This window comes from Paenibacillus tianjinensis (assembly GCF_017086365.1).
In the GTDB taxonomy this organism is placed as follows: Bacteria; Bacillota; Bacilli; order Paenibacillales; family Paenibacillaceae; genus Paenibacillus_AQ; species Paenibacillus_AQ tianjinensis.
This window is the reverse complement of sequence record NZ_CP070969.1, coordinates 4,621,989-4,643,900: the sequence shown is the minus strand read 5'-3', so window position 1 is coordinate 4,643,900 and position 21,912 is coordinate 4,621,989. Positions and strand designations below refer to the sequence as shown.

Here is a 21,912-nt window from a genome sequence, read left to right as displayed (position 1 = left end):
TCCCGGACCCGTACAGTACAATTATGTGCGGAACTGAGATTGTGCTGAATACACTCCCCTTAAGGATGTGCGTGAAGCGCAGAATTAGGGTGGTATCGCGAGCGTCGTCTCGCCCCTTTGGGGGCGGGATGGCGCTCGTTTGCGTCTTTTCCCCTAAATCCCCCTTCCAAGGGGGACCCCAAGGGCTCGCCGCCCTCTGGACACCCGCAACAAGGGCTCCGGGCAGAGAGCGGCGATGGCGGACGGGAGGGATTACTTCGGCGGGGGAGCGGCCCTTCTTAGGCTCCCCTGGCGGGAACGCCTGCGGGGCCTTACTTAAGGCAAGAGCCAAAGGCGAAAGACTAACGGCAAAGGCAGGGCGACCCGACCAGCGCTGCCCTGCGGGATCGCGGGGCGGGTGCCCCAAGATCCATGGGCCAGCGGCGGCTGCGCCCCGCCGCCGTGGGCGCCCCGCCCAGCGCTGCCCTGCGGGATCGCGGGGCGGGTGCCCCAAGAGCCACGGACCAGCGGCGGCTGCGCCCCGCCGCCGTGGGCGACCCGCCCAGCGCTGCCCTGCGGGATCGCGGGGCGGGTGCCCCAAGAGCCACGGACCAGCGGCGGCTGCGCACCGCCGCCATGGGCGACCCGCCCAGCGCTGCCCTGACGGGATCGCGGGGCGGGTGCCCCAAGAGCCACGGGCCAGCGGCGGCGGGCTACGCGACTAGCGTGCTTGAGGTAGAGCGTGCCGCTTGCGGCGACAAGCGAGGACTACAACCAAAACCACCAATCACACCGTCTCTGTATCGGAACTAGCCAATATTCCGGGTGTCCAGAGGGCCGGGGCCCTCGGGGTCCCCCTTGGCTAAGGGGGATTTAGGGGGATCGAAAGGCTTTTGAAACTGGGTTTCATGATTACACCATTGAAAGGATTGACCCTCATGCAAAAGGTAGATGTCAAAGAAAAGGCGCGGGCCAGAGATGTCCGCATCTTAAAGAAATGGAGCGACGAAAATACGTTCCGCAGATCCATGGAGAACCGTGCAGGACGCCCGAACTATGTATTCTATGAAGGACCTCCGACAGCGAACGGCGTGCCGCATATCGGGCACGTGCTGGGCCGGGTTATCAAGGACTTTATCGGCCGCTACCAGACGATGAAGGGCTTCCGCGTTGTGCGCAAGGCCGGCTGGGATACCCATGGCCTGCCGGTTGAACTCGGCGTGCAGAAGAAGCTCGGCATCTCCGGCAAGCAGGATATCGAAGAGTACGGTGTAGAGAAATTCATCAAGGAATGTAAGGAAAGTGTATTCGGCTACGAGAAGCAGTGGCGCGAGTTCACGGAAGCGATCGGCTACTGGACCGATCTGGATAACCCTTATGTGACGCTGGACAATACCTACATCGAGAGTGTATGGAACATCCTGGCTACGGTGCATGAGAAAGGTCTGATGTACCGCGGGCACCGCGTCAGCCCCTACTGCCCTAGCTGTCAGACGACGCTGAGCTCCCATGAAGTGGCGCAGGGCTACAAGACTGTTAAGGATCTGAGTGCTACCGCGAAGTTCAAGCTCGAAGGCAGTGGAGATTATGTGCTTGCATGGACGACTACACCTTGGACGCTTCCGGCACATATGGCGCTGGCCATGAACCCGGAGATGGAATATGTGCGTGCCCAGCAGGAAGATGGTGTATATATCTTAGCTAAGAACCTGGTGGAGGAAGTGCTGAAAGGCGACTACACTATCCTTTCTACTCACACAGGTGCCGATTTTATCGGACAGAGCTACACGCCGCCGTTCAGCTATATCAAGGCGGAGAAGCACAATGTGATCGTTGGCGCGTCCTTTGTTACTGATTCCAGCGGTACCGGGATCGTACACATGGCTCCGGCGCATGGTGAAGATGACTACAAGAGCTGCCGTGAGAACGGCATCAGCTTCGTGAATGTAGTGGACACTTCCGGTAAATACACCAGTGTGGTTAGCGATTTTGCCGGACGGTTCGTCAAAGACGTTGATTTGGATATCATCAAGGTGCTGTCCGAAAAAGGGCTGCTTTACAACAAAGAGAAATATGAGCACAGCTATCCTTTCTGCTGGCGCTGCGATACACCGCTGCTCTATTATGCAACAGACAGCTGGTTCATCCAGACGACAGCGATCAAGGATCAGCTGATCGCTAACAATAACACTGTGGACTGGTACCCTGATCACGTGCGTGAAGGCCGCTTCGGCAAGTTCCTGGAAGAGCTGGTCGACTGGAATATCAGCCGTAACCGCTACTGGGGCACACCACTTAACGTCTGGGTCTGCCAGGACACCGGCAAGGAATTCGCACCGCACAGCATCGCTGAACTGCGTTCGATGGCGATCGGCGAAGTTGCCGAGGACATCGAGCTGCATAAGCCGTATGTGGATAACATTAAGCTGCGCAGCCCGTTCAGCGAAGGCGGAGTGATGGTGCGTACACCGGAAGTCATCGACGTCTGGTTTGATAGCGGCTCGATGCCGTTCGCCCAGAGTCACTACCCGTTCGAGAACAATGAGACCTTTGAAGACCAGTATCCGGCGGATATGATCTGCGAAGGGATCGACCAGACACGCGGCTGGTTCTACAGCCTGCTTGCGGTATCGACACTGTTCAAGGGCAAAGCGCCTTACAAAGCGGTTATCGCCCACGGCCACATCTTCGATGAGAATGGCCAAAAAATGTCCAAATCCAAAGGCAACGTAATCGACCCTTGGGAAATCATGAACGAATACGGCACTGACGCATTCCGTTGGGCGATCCTGTCTGACAGTGCGCCATGGAATAACAAACGCTTTTCACGCGGCCTGGTCGGCGAGACCAAATCTAAGGTAGTCGATACACTCGTAAATACCCATGCTTTCCTGACGCTGTACGCCGGTATTGACGGCTATGATCCTGTGGATCATCCGTTCAAGGTCTCGGAACATAAGCTGGACCGCTGGATTCTCTCCCGCCTGAACAGCCTGATTCTGCTGGTGGATAAGGGCCTTGCCGTCAATGACTTCGTCAATACGTCCAAAGCGATTGAGAACTTCGTAGATGAGCTGAGCAACTGGTACATCCGCCGTTCCCGTGACCGGTTCTGGGGCAGCGGACTCGGCGAAGAGAAGCTTGACGCTTACCGGACACTGACACATGTGCTGCTTACTACAGCTACGCTGATGGCTCCGTTTACACCGATGCTGTCTGAGGATATCTTCACGAACCTGGGCGGCGGAGAAAGTGTGCATCTGGCGGATTATCCGAAGGCGGATGAGAACCTGATCGACCTTGAGCTGGAACGCGATATGGAAAGTGCCAGAGGTATTGTGGAGCTGGCCCGTAACGTGCGCAACGAGACCGGTATCAAGAACCGTCAGCCATTGTCTGAACTGATTGTTTCCCTGGACCGCAATTTGGATATTGCAGATTATGAGGAGATCATCAAGGATGAGATCAATGTTAAGCATATTGTTCTGGAGAACAGCGACAGCGGCTTTGTGGACTTCACCCTGAAGCTGAACCTCAAGGTAGCAGGCAAGAAGTACGGCAAAAACGTCGGCTTCCTGCAGGGCTTCCTGAAAGGTATGGACAGCGAAGCTACCCGCAAAGCCGTGAGCGAGGGCATCGTTGCAATTGTCTCACCGGAAGGCGAAGAGCTGCAGATTACTGCCGAAGAGCTGCTGGTTGAGAAACAGGCTAAAGCCGGATTTGCTGCCGCCTCCGGATATGGTCTGACCGTGGCGCTGAATACCGAGATCACGCCGGAACTGGAGCAGGAGGGCTGGGTGCGCGAAATCATCCGTGCCGTGCAGGATACCCGCAAACGTCAGGATCTGGCGATTGAGAAACGGATTGCCCTCTCGCTGCAGCTGGATGACGAGCTGAAAGCAGCTGTTACTGCGTTTGAACATGTGCTGCGTGAGAATGTCCTGGTGACTACGGTTGATTTTGACGGTGATCACAGCTTTGAGACCGTGGATGCGGGCGGAAGGTCCATCGGGATCTTTATCGGAGCTTAAGCCGTACGCGGGCAACTGTGCATTACCTGTCCCTAAATGGCATATACTAACGGCATAAGAAGAAACGTCCAGGCAGCCCTGAGCGAGGGGCGTGTGCTTTCCCTTAGTGAACGGTACCCGTACCGCTTACAGGATGCCGTTACTGCGTGAAGATAGAGATTGATTGCAGAACATCTTTATCTAAGGCGTACAATAACGAGTCCGTGTTCCTGGAGAGATCCTCTCTATCAGGGCCGGACTTTTTATTTGCGGCAAAGGGCAGGCAGGACGGGTTGCTGAGAATACCGTGGAAGGGGCTATCAAGGGTGGCGGGTAGGGAGCAGGAGCACAATAATTCTATCTATAACGGGAGAATCTCCATTAAGACATCGCGGGCAACCCTCAATTCGGAACAGGATAGGGAGAGGCAGCCGGATACGAAAGAGGAGCCGCAAATTACGCAGGAAGAAAAGCTGAATGCCGTCTACCGGCTGACTACCGGACTGGCCCAGCAGATGGAGAAGTCGCGGATCGCAGACTATACGGAGCTGCTGCACTCCCCTTTTCGCTTAATCTGGCTCAATGTTATGGCGGGGACGGCCCGCGGGGTGGGGATCGCGCTGGGCTTTACTTTTTTTGCCGCGACCATTATTTATGTCCTGCAGGTGCTTGGCGCGCTCAATCTGCCGATCATCGGGGATTATATTGCTGACATAGTCCGGATCGTCCAGCATCAGCTGGAGCTGAAGACCTTTTAACGGGGCAGTCTTTTGAGTTTTTGTGAGAAAAAGGAGCAGCCCATGGCTACTCCCTGTCTGCTTTTCTGTTCGGATCCAGGAGATAGCTGCCTTCCTCCGAATCCATATAGTGACGGTAGCTGTTTCCTTTGATTATGGTGAGATGATTGCCGGCAATGTCCGTGGCGACAAAATTTTCCCATGGCTCTACAAAGCCTTCAGTCTCATCGGCCTCGATCTCCATGTCATTATACGAGCGGATCTCATTATCTTCGGCCATGGCCGGGGAGTTCGAGCTGCCATAGCTTTCAACAATCTGCCAGGCGTCTTCGCCGTCGAAGCCGTTTTGCTCCTCTCGTTCATCGAGGCTGGTCCGTCCAAAGGGAGGCGACAGGAATTCTTCTTCCGCCGGCCGTGTAAACGGGGAAAACTGGCGGGGATTATGCTCTTTGCAATACCGGGTTGCAGGGACAACGGACAAGCGTTCATATGGAATGTCCTGTCCACAGACGGCGCAGCTGCCGTAGCTGCCCTCATCCATCGCTTTCAGGGCATCATCGATTTCCTCGAGCTCATGTTCATCCCGCTCTACAAGGGAAATGTCCATGGAGCGGTGATACAGCTCTGTTGCGGCATCGCCGGGATGATTGTCGTTAGTGGAGAGCTCTCCGGTGTTATCGCGCAGTGATTCCTGCAGTCCATAATGCCCGTTGTTTTGCAGACGGTGGCTGATTTCCTGCTGCTGCTGAAGCAGTACGGTATGCAACTCTCCAAGCTGCTGTGGTGTCAGTCGGCTCATAGGGCCCTATGCTCCTTTCAGGTGCAGATGGTTACCGGCAGCTTACACCGGTTCTTCCTTTGATAGCTTGACCTGAGGAACGGTATTTTACCGCTGGAAAATAGTTCTGAGCAAGCGGCCGTTTGCTAAAGGCCTGCAATGGACGGTTTCTTGAGGCCTGTGCTACAATATACAAGTCTTTATTCAGTATTCGTACCGCATCCGCGGGAAAAATAAGAACGGAGTGACAACTTCTGTGGTGTACTTTCTGATTGCGCTTATTGTATTTTTGATTGACCAGGGTACCAAATATATCATTGCTACCCGGCTGGAGATCGCTGAGCAGATTCCGGTTATTAAGGATTTCTTTATTATTACCTCTCACCGCAATCGTGGAGCCGCTTTCGGAATTCTTGAAGGACAGCAATGGTTCTTCATTTTGATTACGGTTATCGTTGTTGTCGGTATCGTCTGGTACCTGAACAAAGCCCGGAAGACCCGCAAACTGCTGCCTACTGCGCTGGCACTTGTGCTTGGCGGAGCGGTCGGCAACTTTTTGGACCGTTTACTGAACGGCGAAGTTGTAGACTTCCTGATGTTCAATTTCGGCAGCTATACGTTCCCGATTTTCAATGTGGCCGACTCCTGCATCGTCATTGGGGTAGCGCTGATTATTCTCGATACGCTGCGTGACATGAAGGGCGGAGAAGATATTACCGAAGTCAAGGAATCCAAGGAAGTCAGAGAAGGGAATGAATGATTTGAATAAGGACGTCAAAGAGATGGCGGCTGGGGCCGCCTCCGAAGAAGATAAGGACGTCACCGAATGGACGGTTATTGCAGAAAATGCCAAGGAACGGATCGATAAATATATCACCGAGTCCTGGGAAGAAGATATTTCCCGTTCTCAGGTACAACTGTGGATCAGCAATGGACATGTTACGGTAAACGGTGCTCCTGTAAAAGCGAATTATAAGCTGACTGAAGGCGATGTTGTGGCGGTTACCGTTCCAGAGCCGGAAGTGACCGATCTGGTGGCGGAGGATATTCCGCTTGATGTGGTATACGAGGACAGCGATGTCATTGTGGTCAACAAGCCGCGCGGCATGGTTGTCCATCCGGCAGCAGGGCACCCTTCGGGTACCCTGGTCAATGCGCTGATGCATCACTGCAAGGATCTGTCCGGCATTAACGGCGAGATCCGTCCGGGTATTGTGCACCGCATCGACAAGGACACTTCAGGTCTGATTATGGCAGCCAAAAATGATGCCAGTCATGCCTCGCTTGCCGCCCAGCTCAAAGAGCACAGCGTTACACGCCGTTATATCGCTGTAGTGCACGGCAACCTGTCGCATGACAAGGGAACTGTGGATGCGCCGATCGGCCGCGATCCCCATGACCGTAAGTTGTATACGGTAACCGAGAAGAACAGCAAGCGGTCAGTGACGCATTTTACCGTGCTGGAGCGCTTTGGGGACTGTACCCTGCTGGAGCTGCAGCTGGAGACGGGGCGTACGCACCAGATCCGCGTGCATATGAAGTTTATCGGTCATCCGCTGGTCGGGGATCCGGTATACGGGCGCAGTAAAGGGATCACCATGGCTGGACAGGCTCTGCATGCCGCTGTACTGGGCTTCGTACATCCTTCGACAGGACAGTATATGGAATATAGCAGACCGATTCCTGCAGATATGGAAGAAGTGCTGTTTACACTGCGCAGCAGATAAGTACAAATGAAGTGATGATAAATCCATGGTTTTGAAGGCGGCTTTCCTTCATATTTAGGATATAAGATGTAAAGATAATCAATCATGGGATACAAAAAATGCCAGGAGATGAGAACAAGATTATGAGTATTGAACAATACCAGAACACCTTTATTCAGACTAATTTTGCAGACCGCATCGGCGGCGCGAACTACGGCAAAGATACTAACATTTATAAATTTGAGAAAATCAAACGCGCTAAAGCTTCGGCAAAGCAGGATTTTCCTAACATTGAACTGATTGACATGGGCGTAGGCGAACCGGACGAAATGGCTGATGAAGGCATTGTCGCCAAGCTTGCCCTCGAAGCGGCCAAAGAAGAGAACCGCGGTTATTCCGATAACGGAATTCCAGAATTCAAAGCAGCAGCTGCCGCTTACCTGAAGGAAGTATTTCAGGTTGACGGCATTGATCCAGTGACCGAAGTGGTGCATTCCATCGGTTCGAAGCCGGCTTTGGCGATGCTGCCATCCTGCTTCATCAATCCGGGCGACATCACAATCATGACCATTCCGGGATATCCGGTGCTGGGCACACACACCAAATACTTAGGCGGACAAGTCCACACCGTGGAACTCAAGAAGGAAAACAACTTCCTGCCTGACCTGAACTCCATTCCGGAAGACATCGCCCGCAAAGCGAAGCTGCTCTATCTGAACTATCCGAACAACCCTACCGGCGCAAGCGCAACCCCTGAATTTTTCAGCGCTGTTGTAGACTGGGCCAAAAAATATAATGTCGTAGTCATCCATGACGCTCCTTACGCAGCCCTGACTTATGATGGCGTGAAGCCGCTGAGCTTCCTATCTGTTCCAGGTGCGAAGGATGTCGGCGTAGAGCTGCACTCCCTCTCCAAGTCCTATAACATGACTGGCTGGAGAATCGGGTTCGTAGCCGGCAATCCGCTGGTTGTGAAGGCATTCAGCGACGTGAAGGACAATAATGACTCCGGTCAGTTTATTGCGATTCAAAAAGCTGCCGCTTATGGTCTGGCGAATCCGCAGATCACCGAAGCCATTGCTGCCAAGTATTCCCGCCGCCACAACATGCTGGTGGACGCGCTGAACAGCCTGGGCTTCAAAGCCGAGAAACCGAAGGGCTCGTTCTTCCTGTATGTAGCTGCACCTAAAGGTGTTAAAGGCGGACGCCGCTTTGAATCCGGTGAAGATTTCTCGCAGTTCCTGATCCGCGAGAAGCTGATCTCCACCGTGCCTTGGGACGATGCCGGCCCGTTCGTACGCTTCTCCGTTACTTTTGTAGCTAAAGGTGAGGAAGAAGAGAAACGGGTAATCTCCGAAATTCAAAGACGTCTGAGCGATGTTGAATTCGAATTTTAATACGAAGAGGCTGTCCCATAAGTAGATTTTTTCGAGTAGAGACAGACCCTTTTCATTATTCAAAACCGAAAAACGTCAACAATGTAGCGATTCTCCTGTTATTGGAGGATCGCTGCTCTGCGTTTTTGGTCGTTTGCAGCTTGCTTCAGTAGATTGTGGGCAAGGGAAAGCCATCCGACTTCAAGCGTCACTTTTTCCATGCCGCGAAGCAGAAACCGCCGGAAACCCCGGTTGTTCTTTAGTTGTCCAAATACACTTTCTGGTTCTGTCATTCGACGTACGGCCAAAGTGAAGCCTTCCTCGCTTTGCAAAATTGCCCGAGCTTGTTTCTGGTACCGCAGTCGTTCCAGACTGACAACCACTTCCCGATTTCCTTCGGCTTTCGTACATCTTTCCTTCAGTGGACAGCCCACGCAGCTCTGGCTACGGTAATGACGTTTTCGGATTTCATATCCACTCTCTAACGTTTCCTTGCTTTCTTTGCGAAAATGCAGCGTTTGTCCGGCGGGGCATGTCCATGTATCCACGGCTTCGTCGTACGTCCAGTTCTCAATCTTTCCGATATTCTCTTTCCACGCTTTGCTCTTTTCTTTGTGGTAGCTGCCGTATTTGACCACGGCCTTCACGTGTTCGTTTTCCAAATAGGCATAATTTTCTTCACTGCCGTAGCCGGCATCCGCGATCACCGCCCTCGGAAGTCTCCCTAGGATCTGCCGCACCTTTTCTAAGTGCGGCTGTAAACAACGCGTATCCGTCGGTCTTTGGTGTAGACTGTACGCCAAAATAAACTGGTTTTCGGTGCCGATCTGTACATTGTAGCCGGGTTTGAGTTGACCGTTTCGCATGTGATCTTCCTTCATCCGCATGAAGGTGGCATCCGGGTCCGTCTTACTAAAGCTGTTTCGGTCCCCGAGCAGGTTTTGGTATTGCTCATATTTCAGCAGTCTCGGAAACAGATCCTTACGGAGCCTCCGAACCGCTTTTTTCAATGGCTTGTTCTTGGGCTTCTTCAGCAGTTGCGACTCTAACGACTGGGTCATTTGTTCAAGTTTCTCACTGTCGATCTCGGCGGACTCGCCAAGTTCGCTCAGATCCTGGCCGCGGTGTTCCTGTTCTTCTTGTTTCTCTGCAGCCTCAATGTCGGCAAACAATGCATGTACCTTTTCTTGCAGCTTGGCTTTATGCTTACTAACGGCTTTACCCCACACGAAGGTATAGCGATTCGCATTTGCCTCTATTTTTGTGCCATCTACAAAATAATGCTCGAAGGAGATGTATTTCTCGTCCGCCAGAAACTGAAGCACGGCGGTAAATACCATTTCTAGGACGTCCTTCATCCGCTGAGAACGAAAGCGGTTGAGCGTGCGGAAATCCGGGCGTTGTCGTCCCGCTAGCCACATGAAGGGAATGTTTTCTCGGACCGCTTTGGCGATTTGCCGGGAGGAATAAATGCGCTGCGTATACGCATAGATAATGACTTTGGTGAGCATTTTAGGGTGGTAGCTGTCACGGCCGCCACCGGGATAGGCAGTGTCAAAGATGGTGTCGTCTAGCCGATTGACGGCTGCGTTAACGACACGAACGAGGTGGTTTTCGGGAATATCTTCTTCCAGATCCATTGGCAAGCAAAGTTGGTCCATGGTATATTGAATGTACAAAAGAAACCTCTCCTTTGAAATGGTTGTGTGGTAACTCCATTTTACCAAAGGATGGTTTCTTTTTTGTGCGATTTTTAAAGATTGTAGATCCATTTCCCGCTTAAACAGCGGAGAGGACGGAACGATTGTGGAAAAGCGGCAGCGGTCGCCTTGGTCTCCGGATTTTCACCGCTAAGGGGAATGAAAAAAATCTGGAGAGCACAGCGATTGGAACAACGGTCCGTTCGCGGAGCGTCCACCCAAGTGCTCACGTTGATCCTACTTAAAAAAACAGGGGCTATCCCAAGCAGCCATTTCATGGCTTTTGGGACAGCCCCTTTTTTTCGGCTGGATGTATTGGAGATCTGCTGCAGACAGCGAGCTTTCCCTGCGGAAAGCTTTCAGGCGGACGCTGTAGCTCTTCTTCCAATTCCCCACTTCAACTTCTATTAATATAGCGGGAAAAACTCCAACTAAACCCTTCAGTTTCGCCGAGAATGAAGCTTTAGATGGAAAAATTCCCGCTAATTCCCTGATAAATGCTGCTTTGTGCCCACATGTAAGGTATTAGCGGGAGGAAATCCCACTAGCTTCTTTCTGCCTTCCTCCTGGAGAAATTTAGATGGAGAAAATCCCAATAATGTACCGTTTTATTTTGCGGGCGGCCGGTAGGCTTTTTTATGGAAAGCATTAATATACCGGAACAGGGACTCCCCCTGATCCTCAACCTGCACGCTCTGCTCCAGCGGCTTCAGCATCGCCTGATACGGCTCCGGCACCCAGATATACTGATGCACATAAGGGGTTAGGATGAACCCGTTTTTCTCCCAGAAGTGAATACGCTGTACATGAGTCTCCGAACTCCCCGATTCTGCCTCAATAATGACGCCCTGTACCTTATTAGTTTTTTTCGCCCAGTCTATGATCAGATCCAGAAACACCGTTCCAGCCCCCTGGCCGCGCAGCTCCCGGCTGACCGCCAGATAATCTATAATTAGACGTTTCCCTTCCGCGCCATCAATCATTCCCGTTACTGCCATTGCGGCTGCTTGTCCATCTATAAGGCCTGCATGGATATATGCAATTCCCCGGTCCAGCATACTGCGCAGGATGCCTTCCGGTTTCGCCCCGCTGGGAAAAGCCTCCCGGTATACCGGTTCGATCGATCGCCATAGCTTATCATCCCAATGTGCAGTTGTTATCAGCTCCATGTTCATCATCAGTCGCCTCCAATTTCATCATACCAGACCGGGATGGGAAGAGTAAAAAAGGAAGTGAAGACTGAATTTCCCGCCCTCCTTGGAATATGACATACTGATGTCTATTTAGGGCTGATAGAATTAGCAATAGGAATACATTCAAGGGAGTGTAAATATGGACAAAATGGATTATAAGAAAACCGATAAAGAGCTGTATCAGCCAAAGACTGAACCCGGTATCATTGATGTTCCTGCGATGACCTTTATTCAGGTAAACGGGCGTGGCAACCCGAATGATCCGGAGGGCGAATATCAAAAGGCAGTGGAGACGCTATATGCCCTATCTTATACGATTAAAATGTCACCCAAAAACGGGCCAGCACCGCACGGCTACTTTGAGTATGTAGTGCCCCCGCTGGAGGGGCTGTGGTGGCAGGAGGGGCTTCGGGGAGTGGACCTCACGAGTAAGGATACCTTCAGCTGGACAGCTATGATCCGCCAGCCTGATTTCGTGAATGAACAGGTATTTGCCGCCGCGGTTGAAGCAGTGAAACGGAAAAAGCCGCAGGTTGATGTCTCCAAGGCTGGACTTGTAACATTCACAGAGGGACTGTGCGTGCAGTGTATGCATATCGGCAGCTTTGATAACGAGCCCGCAACGGTTGCCAAAATGAACAGCTACATCGCAGAGCATGATCTGCTGTGCGATCTGTCAGATGCCAGACGGCATCATGAAATATACCTCTCTGATCCCCGCAAAACAGAAAGTGCCAAGCTGAAGACGATTCTGCGGCATCCTGTGCGGCAGGCTTGATTCAAAGTAGGCGTGCTTTTTGCCGCTGATATCGTTTGCTTTTGATTTTGCTTTTTGCTTTTGTTTTTTGATTTTGCTTTTGTGCCGGTAACGCTGGGAGCCCAGCCCAGCCGTTATGCCCCTGCTGCCCTTCTCCTTCGAACTGGGAAAGGTTTCGGTTAGGTGGAAGCGCGAAGGGGATTTTGGAACTGTAGGAGCGGTAGCGTCCGCCTTTGTCTCCAGATTTAATCCGATATGCGGATCAATTCAAATAAATCTGGAGACAACAGCGGCCGAAAGTCCAAAATCCCCGCAGCAGCGCCCATCACCTAACTACCTAACATCTTCCCACCATCCCCGCCATTCCAAAGAAACTTTTCCCAGTTTGACACCCGCCTCAACATCTGTCATAATTCTGTTAAATGAATATGCGCCTTTAATTCAGTCCCGTGAGGCTGGCAAGGTAACGTGAATCGAGGTTCGCGACTTAGGAAGGAATCCGTATGAGTACGGAGGGCCTTTTTATGCGCGCGGACACGCCATCTTTAGTAATCTGCGGATTTCACTCCTTGCCTGCTTCGGGCAAGGAGTTTTTTGATTTCCGGGAGCTTGAACGGGCGTACAAGCGAGAGGATGGCTAGATAATGTCTACCGAGAAAAATGTAATTATGGATGAGACGGCAATTCGCCGGGCGCTGTCACGCATTGCACATGAAATTTTGGAGAAAAACAAAGGGATTGAGAATTGCCTGCTGATCGGCATCCGAACTCGCGGGGTGTACCTGGCACAGCGGATCGCGGAACGGATTAAGGAGATTGAGGGTGTCGATATCCTATGGGGAGAGCTAGACATCACACATTACCGCGATGACCGCGAAGGCGGCGATAACCGGGAAGCTATGGACCGGGCGGTTGTGGAGAGCAATGTGACGCTTCCAGCCGGAAGCGGCGGTATCCGCGACAAAAAAGTGATTTTGTTCGACGATGTGCTCTACACTGGCCGTACGATCCGCGCTGCAATGGATGCGCTGATGGATTGCGGACGGCCGCGGATGATTCAGCTGGCTGTGCTGGCTGACCGCGGACACCGCGAGCTGCCGATCAGGCCGGACTACATCGGCAAAAATGTACCTACCTCCAGACATGAGCAAATTGAAGTGGCGCTGAAGGAGTATGACGGCAGAGACGAGGTTTACATTATTTCGAACCGGGAGGAACGATAACAATGATGACAGCAATCAAGGTGAAGGAACGCAGTCTGCTGGGGATTAAGGAGCTGGACCGGACAGAGATTTTACAGCTTTTGAACAGAACAGCTTACTGGGACAATCAGAGCGTGAAGCTGAACCCGGTGCTGAAGTCGCACTTTGTAGCCAATATGTTTTTTGAGAATAGCACGCGTACCCGCTTTTCCTTTGAAATGGCCGAGAAACGCCTGGGGGTCCAGGTGCTGAACTTCACGGCGGCGGCTTCCAGTGTAGAAAAAGGTGAATCGATCTATGATACAGTCCGTACGCTGGAATCGATGGGGATCGATGCCGGAGTTGTGCGTTTGAAGCCTGCAGGTGTCCTGCAGCAGCTGTCGGAGAAGGTATCCATACCGCTGGTTAATGCAGGGGACGGGAACAACGAGCATCCGACGCAGGCGCTGCTGGACATGTATACTATGACCAAAAACTTTGGCGAGCTGAAGGGCCTGAAAGTATCCATTATAGGAGACATTATGCATAGCCGCGTAGCGCGCTCGAACCTCTGGGGACTGACAAAGATGGGGGCGAAGGTGCAGTTCTGCGCACCGGACAGTATGAAAGCTCCGGAACTGGCACAGTACGCACCTTATGTAACAATGGAAGAGGCGCTGAAGGCTGATGTGGTTATGATGCTGCGCGTGCAGCTGGAACGCCATGCCACGGGTATACTGCAGTCAGCCGAAGAGTACCGTAAACAGTACGGACTTACAGAAGAGCGGGCGGCAAAACTGGACAAGAATACCATCATCATGCATCCGGCGCCGGTTAACCGCAATGTGGAAATTGATGATGCAGTAGTGGAGAGCAGCCAGTCGCGGATCTTCCCGCAGATGGCAAACGGGGTTCCGGTCAGAATGGCCGTGATGGAACGGGCGCTTCTGTAACCGGAGGGAACTCAAAAAACCTGACATAAATGTATTAATAAATATACACAAAGATGAATTTTTATTATATAATAACGAGAGAGCTTGCAGCTTCGGCTTGCGGGCAAAAGGAGAATCATGACAGTGATCATTAGAAACGCCAGCGTATTGAACAAAGAAGGCGAACTGGAAATCAAGCATATCGTAGTTCAGGACGGAATGATTACAGCGATCGAAAGTGATCTGCCGGCTTCTGATGCATCTGCAGAGATTGTAGAAGCTGAAGGCAAGCTGCTGGTACCGGGCCTGATCGATATGCACGTGCATCTGCGCGAGCCTGGCTTTGAGCATAAAGAAACGATTGCAACCGGTGCGTTATCGGCGGCCAAGGGCGGATTTACCACCATCGCCTGCATGCCGAACACCCGCCCGGTGACAGACACTCCGGAGATCGTGGAGCTTGTCAAAGAGAAAGCGCGCGAAGCCGGACTCGTTAAAGTGCTGCCTTATGCGGCGATCACCAAAAATGAGCTTGGCCGCGAGCTGACAGACTTTGCCGCCTTGAAGGAAGCCGGAGCGATTGGCTTTACCGATGACGGTGTAGGTGTACAGACCGCCCAGATGATGAAGGATGCCATGAAGCTGGCTGCAAGCCTGGATATGCCGGTCATCGCCCACTGTGAGGATGATTCACTGGTGGAAGGATGTGCGGTGAACGAAGGCACCTTCGCAACAAAGCACGGACTGAAGGGAATTCCCAATGAGTCGGAAGCTATTCATGTCGGACGCGACATTCTGCTCGCTGAAGCGACAGGTGTACACTACCATGTCTGTCACGTCAGCACAGAGCAGTCGGTACGGCTGATCCGCCAGGCTAAGCAAATCGGCATTAAAGTAACCGCTGAGGTGTGTCCGCACCATCTGCTGCTCTCCGAAGAGGATATCCCGGGAATGGACGCCAACTGGAAAATGAACCCGCCGCTGCGCTCCCGCCGCGATGTAGAAGCCTGCATCGAGGGGCTGCTGGACGGCACAATCGACATTATCGTAACCGACCATGCGCCGCACAGTGAAGAAGAGAAGGCTAAGGGTATGCAGCTTGCACCGTTTGGCATCGTCGGCTTCGAGACCGCCTTCCCGCTGCTGTATACCGCTTTTGTCGCGACAGGCAAATGGGACCTGTCCTTGCTGGTACAGCGGATGACCGCTGATCCGGCCCGCGTATTCCGGTTGAATACAGGCAGCCTTGCGGTAGGAGCACCTGCCGATTTAACACTGATTGATCTGAACGAAGAGCAAGTGGTGGACCCGGCTGCTTTTGCCAGCAAAGGACGCAATACTCCTTTCACCGGCTGGAAGCTGAAGGGCTGGCCGGTTAAGACCTGGGTTGAAGGTAAAGAGGTATGGACTAAAGCGTAATTAACGAACTGGTGGGACGAAAATGCCGGCTGTATGGAGCAGGTGACCTACGGCGGCATTTTGGCGCGTACACTCCGCTGGTGATGCAAGGCATAGAATCAGACTACAGAAACAAGAAGGAGTGGAAGGGAATGCAGGCGAGATTGCTGCTACAGGACGGAACGCTTTTTACAGGCACCGCATTTGGCGCTGAAGGTGAAATGACAGGCGAGGTTGTATTTAACACAGGGATTACAGGATATCAGGAGGTGCTGTCGGATCCTTCGTATTGTGGACAGATCGTTACCATGACCTATCCGCTGATCGGAAACTACGGCATTACCCGCGATGATTTCGAATCTGTGCGTCCGTTTGTACACGGCTTTGTTGTGCGCCGCCATGAGGAAGTGCCAAGCAACTGGCGTGCTGAATACAGTGTAGACGACCTGCTGAAGGAATATGGCATTCCCGGCATCAGCGAGATCGACACCCGGATGCTGACCCGCATTATCCGCCACTACGGCACCATGAAAGCCATCCTGACCACATCGAACAAACGTGTGGAAGAACTGATGGAAATGATGGGAGATACAACGATTGAAGAGCTGCGCAACCAGGTTGCCCGTACTTCTACAACTAAGACCTACAGCAGCCCGGGAACCAAGGAACGGATCGTGTTGGTTGACTACGGTGCGAAAACCGGTATCCTGCGCGAGCTGAACAGCCGCGGCTGTGATGTGGTTGTGGTGCCGCATGATGTAACTGCGGACGAAATCCGCCGTCTGAATCCTGACGGAATCCAGCTGTCGAACGGCCCTGGGGACCCGAAGGATGTGCCTTATGCCGTGAACACCATTTCCGAGCTGCTTGGCGAATACCCGATCTTCGGCATCTGCCTGGGCCACCAATTGTTCGCACTGGCTTGCGGCGCAGACACCGAGAAGCTGAAATTCGGCCACCGCGGCGGTAACCACCCGGTTAAGGAGCTTGAAAGCGGACGCTGCTTCATCACCTCGCAGAACCACGGCTACACGGTTAATGAAGAATCTGTGCAGAGCACCGAGCTTGAAGTGACGCACATCAATAATAATGATAAGACCATTGAGGGTCTGAAGCATACCCGCTACCCTGCCTTTTCGGTGCAATACCATCCGGAAGCAGCGCCGGGACCCCATGACAGCAGCTATTTGTTCGACCGTTTCCTGCAAATGATTGCTGACCACAAAGCAAAGACACCTGCCGGCTCACGTCAGGCCCAGCTTGCGGCAAATGCCAGAATCACGGCACCGAAACCTACTACTAAGCTTGAAGCCGTGAAAGGAGCTCTATAACATGCCAAAGAACGATAAGCTTAAAAAAATCCTCGTCATCGGCTCCGGCCCGATTGTGATCGGGCAAGCCGCTGAGTTTGACTATGCGGGAACACAGGCCTGCCAGGCGCTGAAAGAAGAAGGCGTTGAGGTGGTGCTGATCAACAGCAACCCGGCCACCATCATGACTGATACTAACATGGCTGATAAAGTATACATTGAGCCAATCACCCTTGATTTCGTAACAGGCATCATCCGCCAGGAGCGTCCCGACGGATTGCTGCCGACTCTGGGTGGCCAGACCGGCCTGAATATGGCTGTTGAGCTGGCGCGTGCCGGCGTACTGGAAGCGGAGAACGTGAAGCTGCTCGGTACTCAGCTGCATTCGATTGAGAAAGCGGAAGACCGTGATTTGTTCCGCGAACTGATGCGTGAGCTGGACCAGCCGGTTCCGGAAAGTATTATTATTACAACGGTTGAAGAAGCGATGAGCTTTGCAGAAGAAATCGGCTTCCCGCTGATCGTACGTCCGGCTTATACCCTGGGCGGGACAGGCGGCGGAATTTGCGACAACGCGGAAGAACTGCGCGAGACGGTCAAAGCGGGGATCCGTTACAGCCCGATCGGCCAATGTCTGGTGGAGAAGAGTATCGCCGGCATGAAGGAAGTAGAATATGAAGTTATGCGTGATGCGAATGACAACTGTATCGTGGTCTGCAACATGGAGAACTTTGATCCAGTTGGTGTGCATACAGGAGACAGTATCGTTGTGGCACCGAGCCAGACGCTCTCCGACCGTGAATACCAGATGCTGCGCAGTGCTTCACTGAAGATCATCCGTGCGCTGAATATCGAAGGCGGCTGCAACGTGCAGTTCGCGCTTGATCCGCAAAGCTATCAATATTATGTAATCGAGGTTAACCCGCGTGTCAGCCGCTCTTCGGCGCTTGCATCCAAAGCAACCGGTTATCCAATCGCCAAGATGGCGGCCAAAATCGCCCTCGGCTATACGCTCGACGAAATCGTCAATCCGGTTACTGGCCAGACTTATGCCTGCTTCGAGCCGACACTGGACTATATTGTAAGCAAAATCCCGCGCTGGCCGTTCGACAAGTTCACCTCGGCGAACCGCAAGCTGGGTACACAGATGAAAGCGACCGGCGAAGTAATGGCCATCGGCCGTACCTTTGAAGAGTCGATCCACAAGGCCGTCCGTTCCCTGGAAATCGGAGTTCACCGCTTCCGTCTGCCGGGTGCTGAGCTGCTGGAAGACAGCGTTCTGCGTACCCGTCTGGCCAAAGCGGATGATGAGCGCCTGTTCCTGATTGCCGAAGCTTACCGCCGCGGTTATCAGCTGCAGGAGATCCAGGACATCACCAAGGTTGACTGGTGGTTCCTGTCCAAGATCGAAGGGCTGGTGCAATTCGAGGATGTGCTGCGCAGCGAAGAAACGCTGAGCGCTGAAACGCTGTATCAGGCGAAACGCAAAGGCTTCACTGACCGTGCTATCGCCGAGATCCGCGCGGAAGGCCGTCCTGGCGGCGCACAGACGAAGGAAGCGGATGTCCGTGCCCTGCGCCTGGCCCAAGGCCTGACACCTGTCTTCAAGATGGTAGATACCTGCGCCGCTGAGTTCGAAGCTTCGACGCCTTACTACTACTCGACATATGAAACCGAAAACGAAGTTACTCATTCCGATAAGCAAAAGGTTGTAGTGCTCGGCTCCGGCCCGATCCGTATCGGCCAGGGTATCGAGTTCGACTACTCCACTGTACACGCAGTGTGGGCGATCCAGAATGCCGGCTATGAGGCCGTTATTATCAACAACAACCCGGAGACGGTGTCTACGGATTTCAATACTTCGGACCGGTTGTATTTTGAGCCGCTGTTCTTTGAAGATGTAATGAACGTCATTGCCCAGGAAAATCCGATCGGAGTTATCGTGCAGTTCGGCGGTCAGACGGCTATCAACCTTGCTGCGCCGCTTGCGGCAGCCGGTGTAAACATCCTTGGAACCAGCCTGTCGAGCATCGACGAAGCCGAGGACCGCAAGCGGTTCGAAGCACTGCTGGCCCGTCTGGATATCGCACAGCCGAAAGGCAAAACAGTAACCGATGCAAGCCAGGCTGTAGAAACAGCACAGTCCCTCGGCTATCCGGTGCTGGTGCGTCCTTCCTACGTGCTGGGCGGACGTGCGATGGAAATCGTATATAACGATACTGAGCTGATGAACTACATGGTTGAAGCGGTTAAGATCAATCCGGAGCATCCGGTCCTGATCGACCGTTACATGCTCGGCAAAGAGGTTGAGGTTGACGCAATCTGCGACGGCGAAACCGTAGTCATCCCGGGCATCATGGAGCATGTGGAGCGCGCAGGCGTCCACTCCGGTGACTCCATCGCCGTATATCCTCCGCAGTACCTGGATGAAGGCCTGAAGCAGAAGATCACCGATATCACGATCAAAATCGCCAAAGAGCTGAAAACGATCGGTCTGGTGAACATCCAGTTTGTTATCTACCAGAACGAAGTGTATGTCATCGAAGTAAATCCGCGCTCCTCGCGTACGGTTCCGTTCCTGAGCAAGGTAACTGGCATTCCAATGGCGAATCTGGCAACCAAAATCATCCTCGGCGGTAAGCTGAAGGAAGAGGGTTATACAGAAGGCCTCTGGCCGGAGAGCGACTACGTATCGGTTAAAGTGCCGGTGTTCTCTTTTGCCAAGCTGCGCAGAGTAGAGCCGACCCTGGGACCTGAGATGAAATCCACCGGTGAGGTTATGGGCCGCGACAAGCTGTATGCCAAGGCGCTGTACAAAGGTCTGATTGGTGCAGGTATGAAAATTCCGGCAACCGGCGCGATCATCGTTACGGTAGCGGATAAAGATAAAGCTGAAGCGGTTGAGCTGATGAAGGGCTTCCATGCTATGGGCTACAAAATCATTGCTACCGGCGGCACAGCGCAGGCGCTGGAGCAGTCCGGCCTGAACGTGATGAACGTCAACAAGCTGGATGAAGGCGAGCCTACGATCCTCGACCTGATCCGCAGCGGTCAAGCGAACTTCGTCTTCAATACGCTGACCAAAGGCAAGACACCGGAGCGTGACGGCTTCCGTATCCGCCGTGAAGCGGTAGAGAACGGGGTCGTATGTATGACATCGCTTGATACAGTAACGGCGCTGCTGAGAATGCTGCAGACGATCAACTTCTCGTCACAGTCGATGCCTGCCTTTGTTGGACAATAATATAAAACTTAGAGGGCTGCCTGCTGGCGGTTCTACAGAGGACGGTTTGCGTTATCGCAGACCGTTCAACTGTGCCCGGGAGTTGGACAAGAAAGCGTTAATGACGGCGGGAGCCGTAAATGATAAATAGAGGAGATGGATAACAACGTATGGAGCAGACCCCAGAACAGGCCCAACATGAGAGTATCGGTCATATCACCAAACGGGATGAAATGGCCGGAAGGCTGATGATTCCCCTTGACTATCCTGATGCAGCCGAGGCCAGGGTACTGATCGATAAGCTGGAAGGCATCCCGTGCTACCTGAAAGTTGGCATGCAGCTGTTCTATGCAGCTGGACCGGACTTTATCCGGGAGCTGAAGGACCACGGGTATTCCGTGTTCCTTGATGTCAAAATGCATGATATCCCGAACACCGTCCGGGGTGGAGCGGAGAGCATCACAAGGCTCGGCGTGGATATGTTCAATGTCCATGCTTCCGGCGGCAAGGCGATGATGACAGCAGCTCTTGAGGGGGCAGCGAAGGCAGTCAGCCTGCATCCTTCACTGCATATTCCGCTGATTATCGCGGTGACACAGCTTACGAGTACCAGCCAGGAAGTCATGAATGGAGAAATTGGCATTGCCGGGAACGTAGAGGATACCGTGGTGCGCTACGCCCGGCTGGCGGCAGAAGCCGGCCTGCACGGCGTCGTTGCTTCCCCGCAGGAGTCTGCAGCAATCGCTGCCGCCTGCGGTCCGGAGTTCGTTACTGTGACTCCGGGTATCCGTCCGGCAGGCGCCTCTCTAGACGATCAATCCCGGGTTATGACGCCGGGACAAGCTATCCGGCAAGGCAGCCACTTCCTTGTAGTGGGCCGCCCGATTACCGCAGCAGCCGATCCGCGCGCAGCTGCACTATCAATCATTGAGGAGATGACTCAAGCATGAGTACATTATCGAATACAAGCGAACAGGTCGCTGCTTATCTATTGGAGATTGGAGCGGTTGCACTGCGCCCGCAGGAACCGTTCACCTGGACTTCCGGCATCAAATCACCGATCTATTGCGACAACCGTCTGACCCTGTCTTTCCCGGAAGTGCGTAACTATATCGCAAATGGCTTCGCAGAGCTGATTAAATCCAGCTATCCCGAAGCTCAGGTGATCGCGGGTACAGCGACTGCGGGTATTCCGCATGCGGCCTGGGTGGCCGACAAGCTGAACCTGCCGATGGCCTACATCCGTGACAAGGCCAAAGGTCACGGCAAGCAGAACCAGATCGAAGGCATCATCTCTCCCGGCCAGAAGGTGATAGTGATCGAGGACCTGATCTCCACCGGCGGCAGCTCGATCAAAGCCGCGCAGGCAGTAGAAGAAGCAGGCGGAGAAGTGCTGGCAGTCCTGGCAATCTTCAGCTACGAGCTGGACCGTGCCACTGAAGGCTTCGCTTCTGCCGGTGTACCGCTGCAAAGCCTGTCCAACTACACCACTTTGATTGATGTAGCCCTGAGCCAAGGCAAGATCGCTGAGAGCGATGTAGCGCTGCTGCAATCGTGGCGTAAAGATCCGGCATCGTTCGGAGTGTAAGTGTTCTACATGCGGGACTCCCGGATTTTCAGTTATGAAATCCG

16 protein-coding genes and 1 other annotated feature (1 of these 17 cut by a window edge) are annotated in these 21,912 nt (G+C 53.2%); of the genes, 13 read left to right on the top strand and 3 right to left on the bottom strand.

All coding sequences use genetic code 11. The annotated features are described in order from the left end of the window. Positions 1-120, top strand: a binding site (T-box leader); it begins 159 nt to the left of the window's first position. 797 nt (positions 121-917) lie between these two features. After that, positions 918-4,010: an isoleucine--tRNA ligase gene (ileS, locus tag JRJ22_RS21730; RefSeq protein WP_206101463.1), complete on the top strand. Its 3,093-nt coding sequence runs from the start codon at positions 918-920 to the stop codon at positions 4,008-4,010. 434 nt (positions 4,011-4,444) lie between these two features. Then, the gene (locus JRJ22_RS21725; protein ID WP_206105249.1) at positions 4,445-4,747 is read left to right on the top strand and encodes a DUF5665 domain-containing protein; all 303 of its coding nucleotides are present in this window, start codon (positions 4,445-4,447) and stop codon (positions 4,745-4,747) included. 46 nt (positions 4,748-4,793) lie between these two features. Here the strand turns inward: JRJ22_RS21725 and JRJ22_RS21720 are convergent, their stop codons facing one another. After that, positions 4,794-5,525 (bottom strand): TraR/DksA C4-type zinc finger protein, encoded by a 732-nt coding sequence (locus JRJ22_RS21720; protein WP_206101462.1) that lies wholly within the window; start codon positions 5,523-5,525, stop codon positions 4,794-4,796. Positions 5,526-5,760: 235 nt separating this feature from the next. On the opposite strand from JRJ22_RS21720, the gene lspA reads away from it, so the two are divergent. From lspA to JRJ22_RS21705, 3 genes are all read left to right on the top strand, one after another. Beyond that, the gene (lspA, locus tag JRJ22_RS21715; RefSeq protein ID WP_206105248.1) at positions 5,761-6,264 is read left to right on the top strand and encodes a signal peptidase II; all 504 of its coding nucleotides are present in this window, start codon (positions 5,761-5,763) and stop codon (positions 6,262-6,264) included. Beyond that, positions 6,257-7,231: an RluA family pseudouridine synthase gene (locus JRJ22_RS21710; protein ID WP_206101461.1), complete on the top strand. Its 975-nt coding sequence runs from the start codon at positions 6,257-6,259 to the stop codon at positions 7,229-7,231. Before lspA ends, JRJ22_RS21710 begins: the two co-directional genes overlap by 8 nt. A gap of 122 nt (positions 7,232-7,353) precedes the next feature. After that, a complete protein-coding gene (locus JRJ22_RS21705) occupies positions 7,354-8,607 on the top strand; it encodes an LL-diaminopimelate aminotransferase (RefSeq protein ID WP_206101460.1) in 1,254 nt (417 codons plus the stop codon). A 98-nt stretch (positions 8,608-8,705) separates the two neighbouring features. Here the strand turns inward: JRJ22_RS21705 and JRJ22_RS21700 are convergent, their stop codons facing one another. Further along, positions 8,706-10,265 (bottom strand): IS1182 family transposase, encoded by a 1,560-nt coding sequence (locus tag JRJ22_RS21700; RefSeq protein ID WP_206101459.1) that lies wholly within the window; start codon positions 10,263-10,265, stop codon positions 8,706-8,708. Positions 10,266-10,894: 629 nt separating this feature from the next. Then, positions 10,895-11,464 carry a GNAT family N-acetyltransferase gene (locus tag JRJ22_RS21695; RefSeq protein ID WP_206101458.1) on the bottom strand — a complete coding sequence of 190 codons (570 nt, stop codon included), beginning with the start codon at positions 11,462-11,464 and terminating at the stop codon, positions 10,895-10,897. 154 nt (positions 11,465-11,618) lie between these two features. Here JRJ22_RS21695 and JRJ22_RS21690 point away from each other — a divergent pair, with 154 nt between their 5' ends. The 8 genes from JRJ22_RS21690 to pyrE all read left to right on the top strand — a co-directional run bounded on the left by JRJ22_RS21690 (position 11,619) and on the right by pyrE (position 21,868). After that, the gene (locus JRJ22_RS21690) at positions 11,619-12,257 is read left to right on the top strand and encodes a GyrI-like domain-containing protein (protein ID WP_206101457.1); all 639 of its coding nucleotides are present in this window, start codon (positions 11,619-11,621) and stop codon (positions 12,255-12,257) included. A gap of 623 nt (positions 12,258-12,880) precedes the next feature. Continuing rightward, the gene (gene pyrR, locus JRJ22_RS21685; protein ID WP_206101456.1) at positions 12,881-13,459 is read left to right on the top strand and encodes a bifunctional pyr operon transcriptional regulator/uracil phosphoribosyltransferase PyrR; all 579 of its coding nucleotides are present in this window, start codon (positions 12,881-12,883) and stop codon (positions 13,457-13,459) included. Between the two features lie 2 nt (positions 13,460-13,461). Beyond that, a complete protein-coding gene (locus JRJ22_RS21680; protein WP_206101455.1) occupies positions 13,462-14,370 on the top strand; it encodes an aspartate carbamoyltransferase catalytic subunit in 909 nt (302 codons plus the stop codon). Positions 14,371-14,487: 117 nt separating this feature from the next. Continuing rightward, entirely contained in the window at positions 14,488-15,768 is a 1,281-nt protein-coding gene (locus JRJ22_RS21675; protein ID WP_206101454.1) for a dihydroorotase, read from the top strand. Between the two features lie 131 nt (positions 15,769-15,899). Next, positions 15,900-17,078: a glutamine-hydrolyzing carbamoyl-phosphate synthase small subunit gene (carA, locus tag JRJ22_RS21670; protein ID WP_206101453.1), complete on the top strand. Its 1,179-nt coding sequence runs from the start codon at positions 15,900-15,902 to the stop codon at positions 17,076-17,078. Between the two features lies 1 nt (position 17,079). Beyond that, on the top strand, positions 17,080-20,301 hold the full coding sequence (gene carB / locus JRJ22_RS21665) for a carbamoyl-phosphate synthase large subunit (protein WP_206101452.1): 3,222 nt from the start codon (positions 17,080-17,082) through the stop codon (positions 20,299-20,301). A gap of 149 nt (positions 20,302-20,450) precedes the next feature. After that, a complete protein-coding gene (pyrF, locus tag JRJ22_RS21660; protein ID WP_206101451.1) occupies positions 20,451-21,230 on the top strand; it encodes an orotidine-5'-phosphate decarboxylase in 780 nt (259 codons plus the stop codon). Further along, a complete protein-coding gene (pyrE, locus tag JRJ22_RS21655) occupies positions 21,227-21,868 on the top strand; it encodes an orotate phosphoribosyltransferase (RefSeq protein ID WP_206101450.1) in 642 nt (213 codons plus the stop codon). Before pyrF ends, pyrE begins: the two co-directional genes overlap by 4 nt. Positions 21,869-21,912: the final 44 nt, after the last annotated feature.

Coding starts and splice junctions, on each gene's coding strand:
- JRJ22_RS21720 (WP_206101462.1), bottom strand. CDS start 5,525: ATGAGCCGACTGACACCACAGCAGCTTGGAGAGTTGCATACCGTACTG.
- pyrR (WP_206101456.1), top strand. CDS start 12,881: ATGTCTACCGAGAAAAATGTAATTATGGATGAGACGGCAATTCGCCGG.
- JRJ22_RS21695 (WP_206101458.1), bottom strand. CDS start 11,464: ATGATGAACATGGAGCTGATAACAACTGCACATTGGGATGATAAGCTA.
- JRJ22_RS21680 (WP_206101455.1), top strand. CDS start 13,462: ATGATGACAGCAATCAAGGTGAAGGAACGCAGTCTGCTGGGGATTAAG.
- carA (WP_206101453.1), top strand. CDS start 15,900: ATGCAGGCGAGATTGCTGCTACAGGACGGAACGCTTTTTACAGGCACC.
- carB (WP_206101452.1), top strand. CDS start 17,080: ATGCCAAAGAACGATAAGCTTAAAAAAATCCTCGTCATCGGCTCCGGC.
- pyrF (WP_206101451.1), top strand. CDS start 20,451: ATGGAGCAGACCCCAGAACAGGCCCAACATGAGAGTATCGGTCATATC.
- JRJ22_RS21690 (WP_206101457.1), top strand. CDS start 11,619: ATGGACAAAATGGATTATAAGAAAACCGATAAAGAGCTGTATCAGCCA.
- JRJ22_RS21705 (WP_206101460.1), top strand. CDS start 7,354: ATGAGTATTGAACAATACCAGAACACCTTTATTCAGACTAATTTTGCA.
- ileS (WP_206101463.1), top strand. CDS start 918: ATGCAAAAGGTAGATGTCAAAGAAAAGGCGCGGGCCAGAGATGTCCGC.
- JRJ22_RS21710 (WP_206101461.1), top strand. CDS start 6,257: ATGAATGATTTGAATAAGGACGTCAAAGAGATGGCGGCTGGGGCCGCC.
- pyrE (WP_206101450.1), top strand. CDS start 21,227: ATGAGTACATTATCGAATACAAGCGAACAGGTCGCTGCTTATCTATTG.
- JRJ22_RS21675 (WP_206101454.1), top strand. CDS start 14,488: ATGACAGTGATCATTAGAAACGCCAGCGTATTGAACAAAGAAGGCGAA.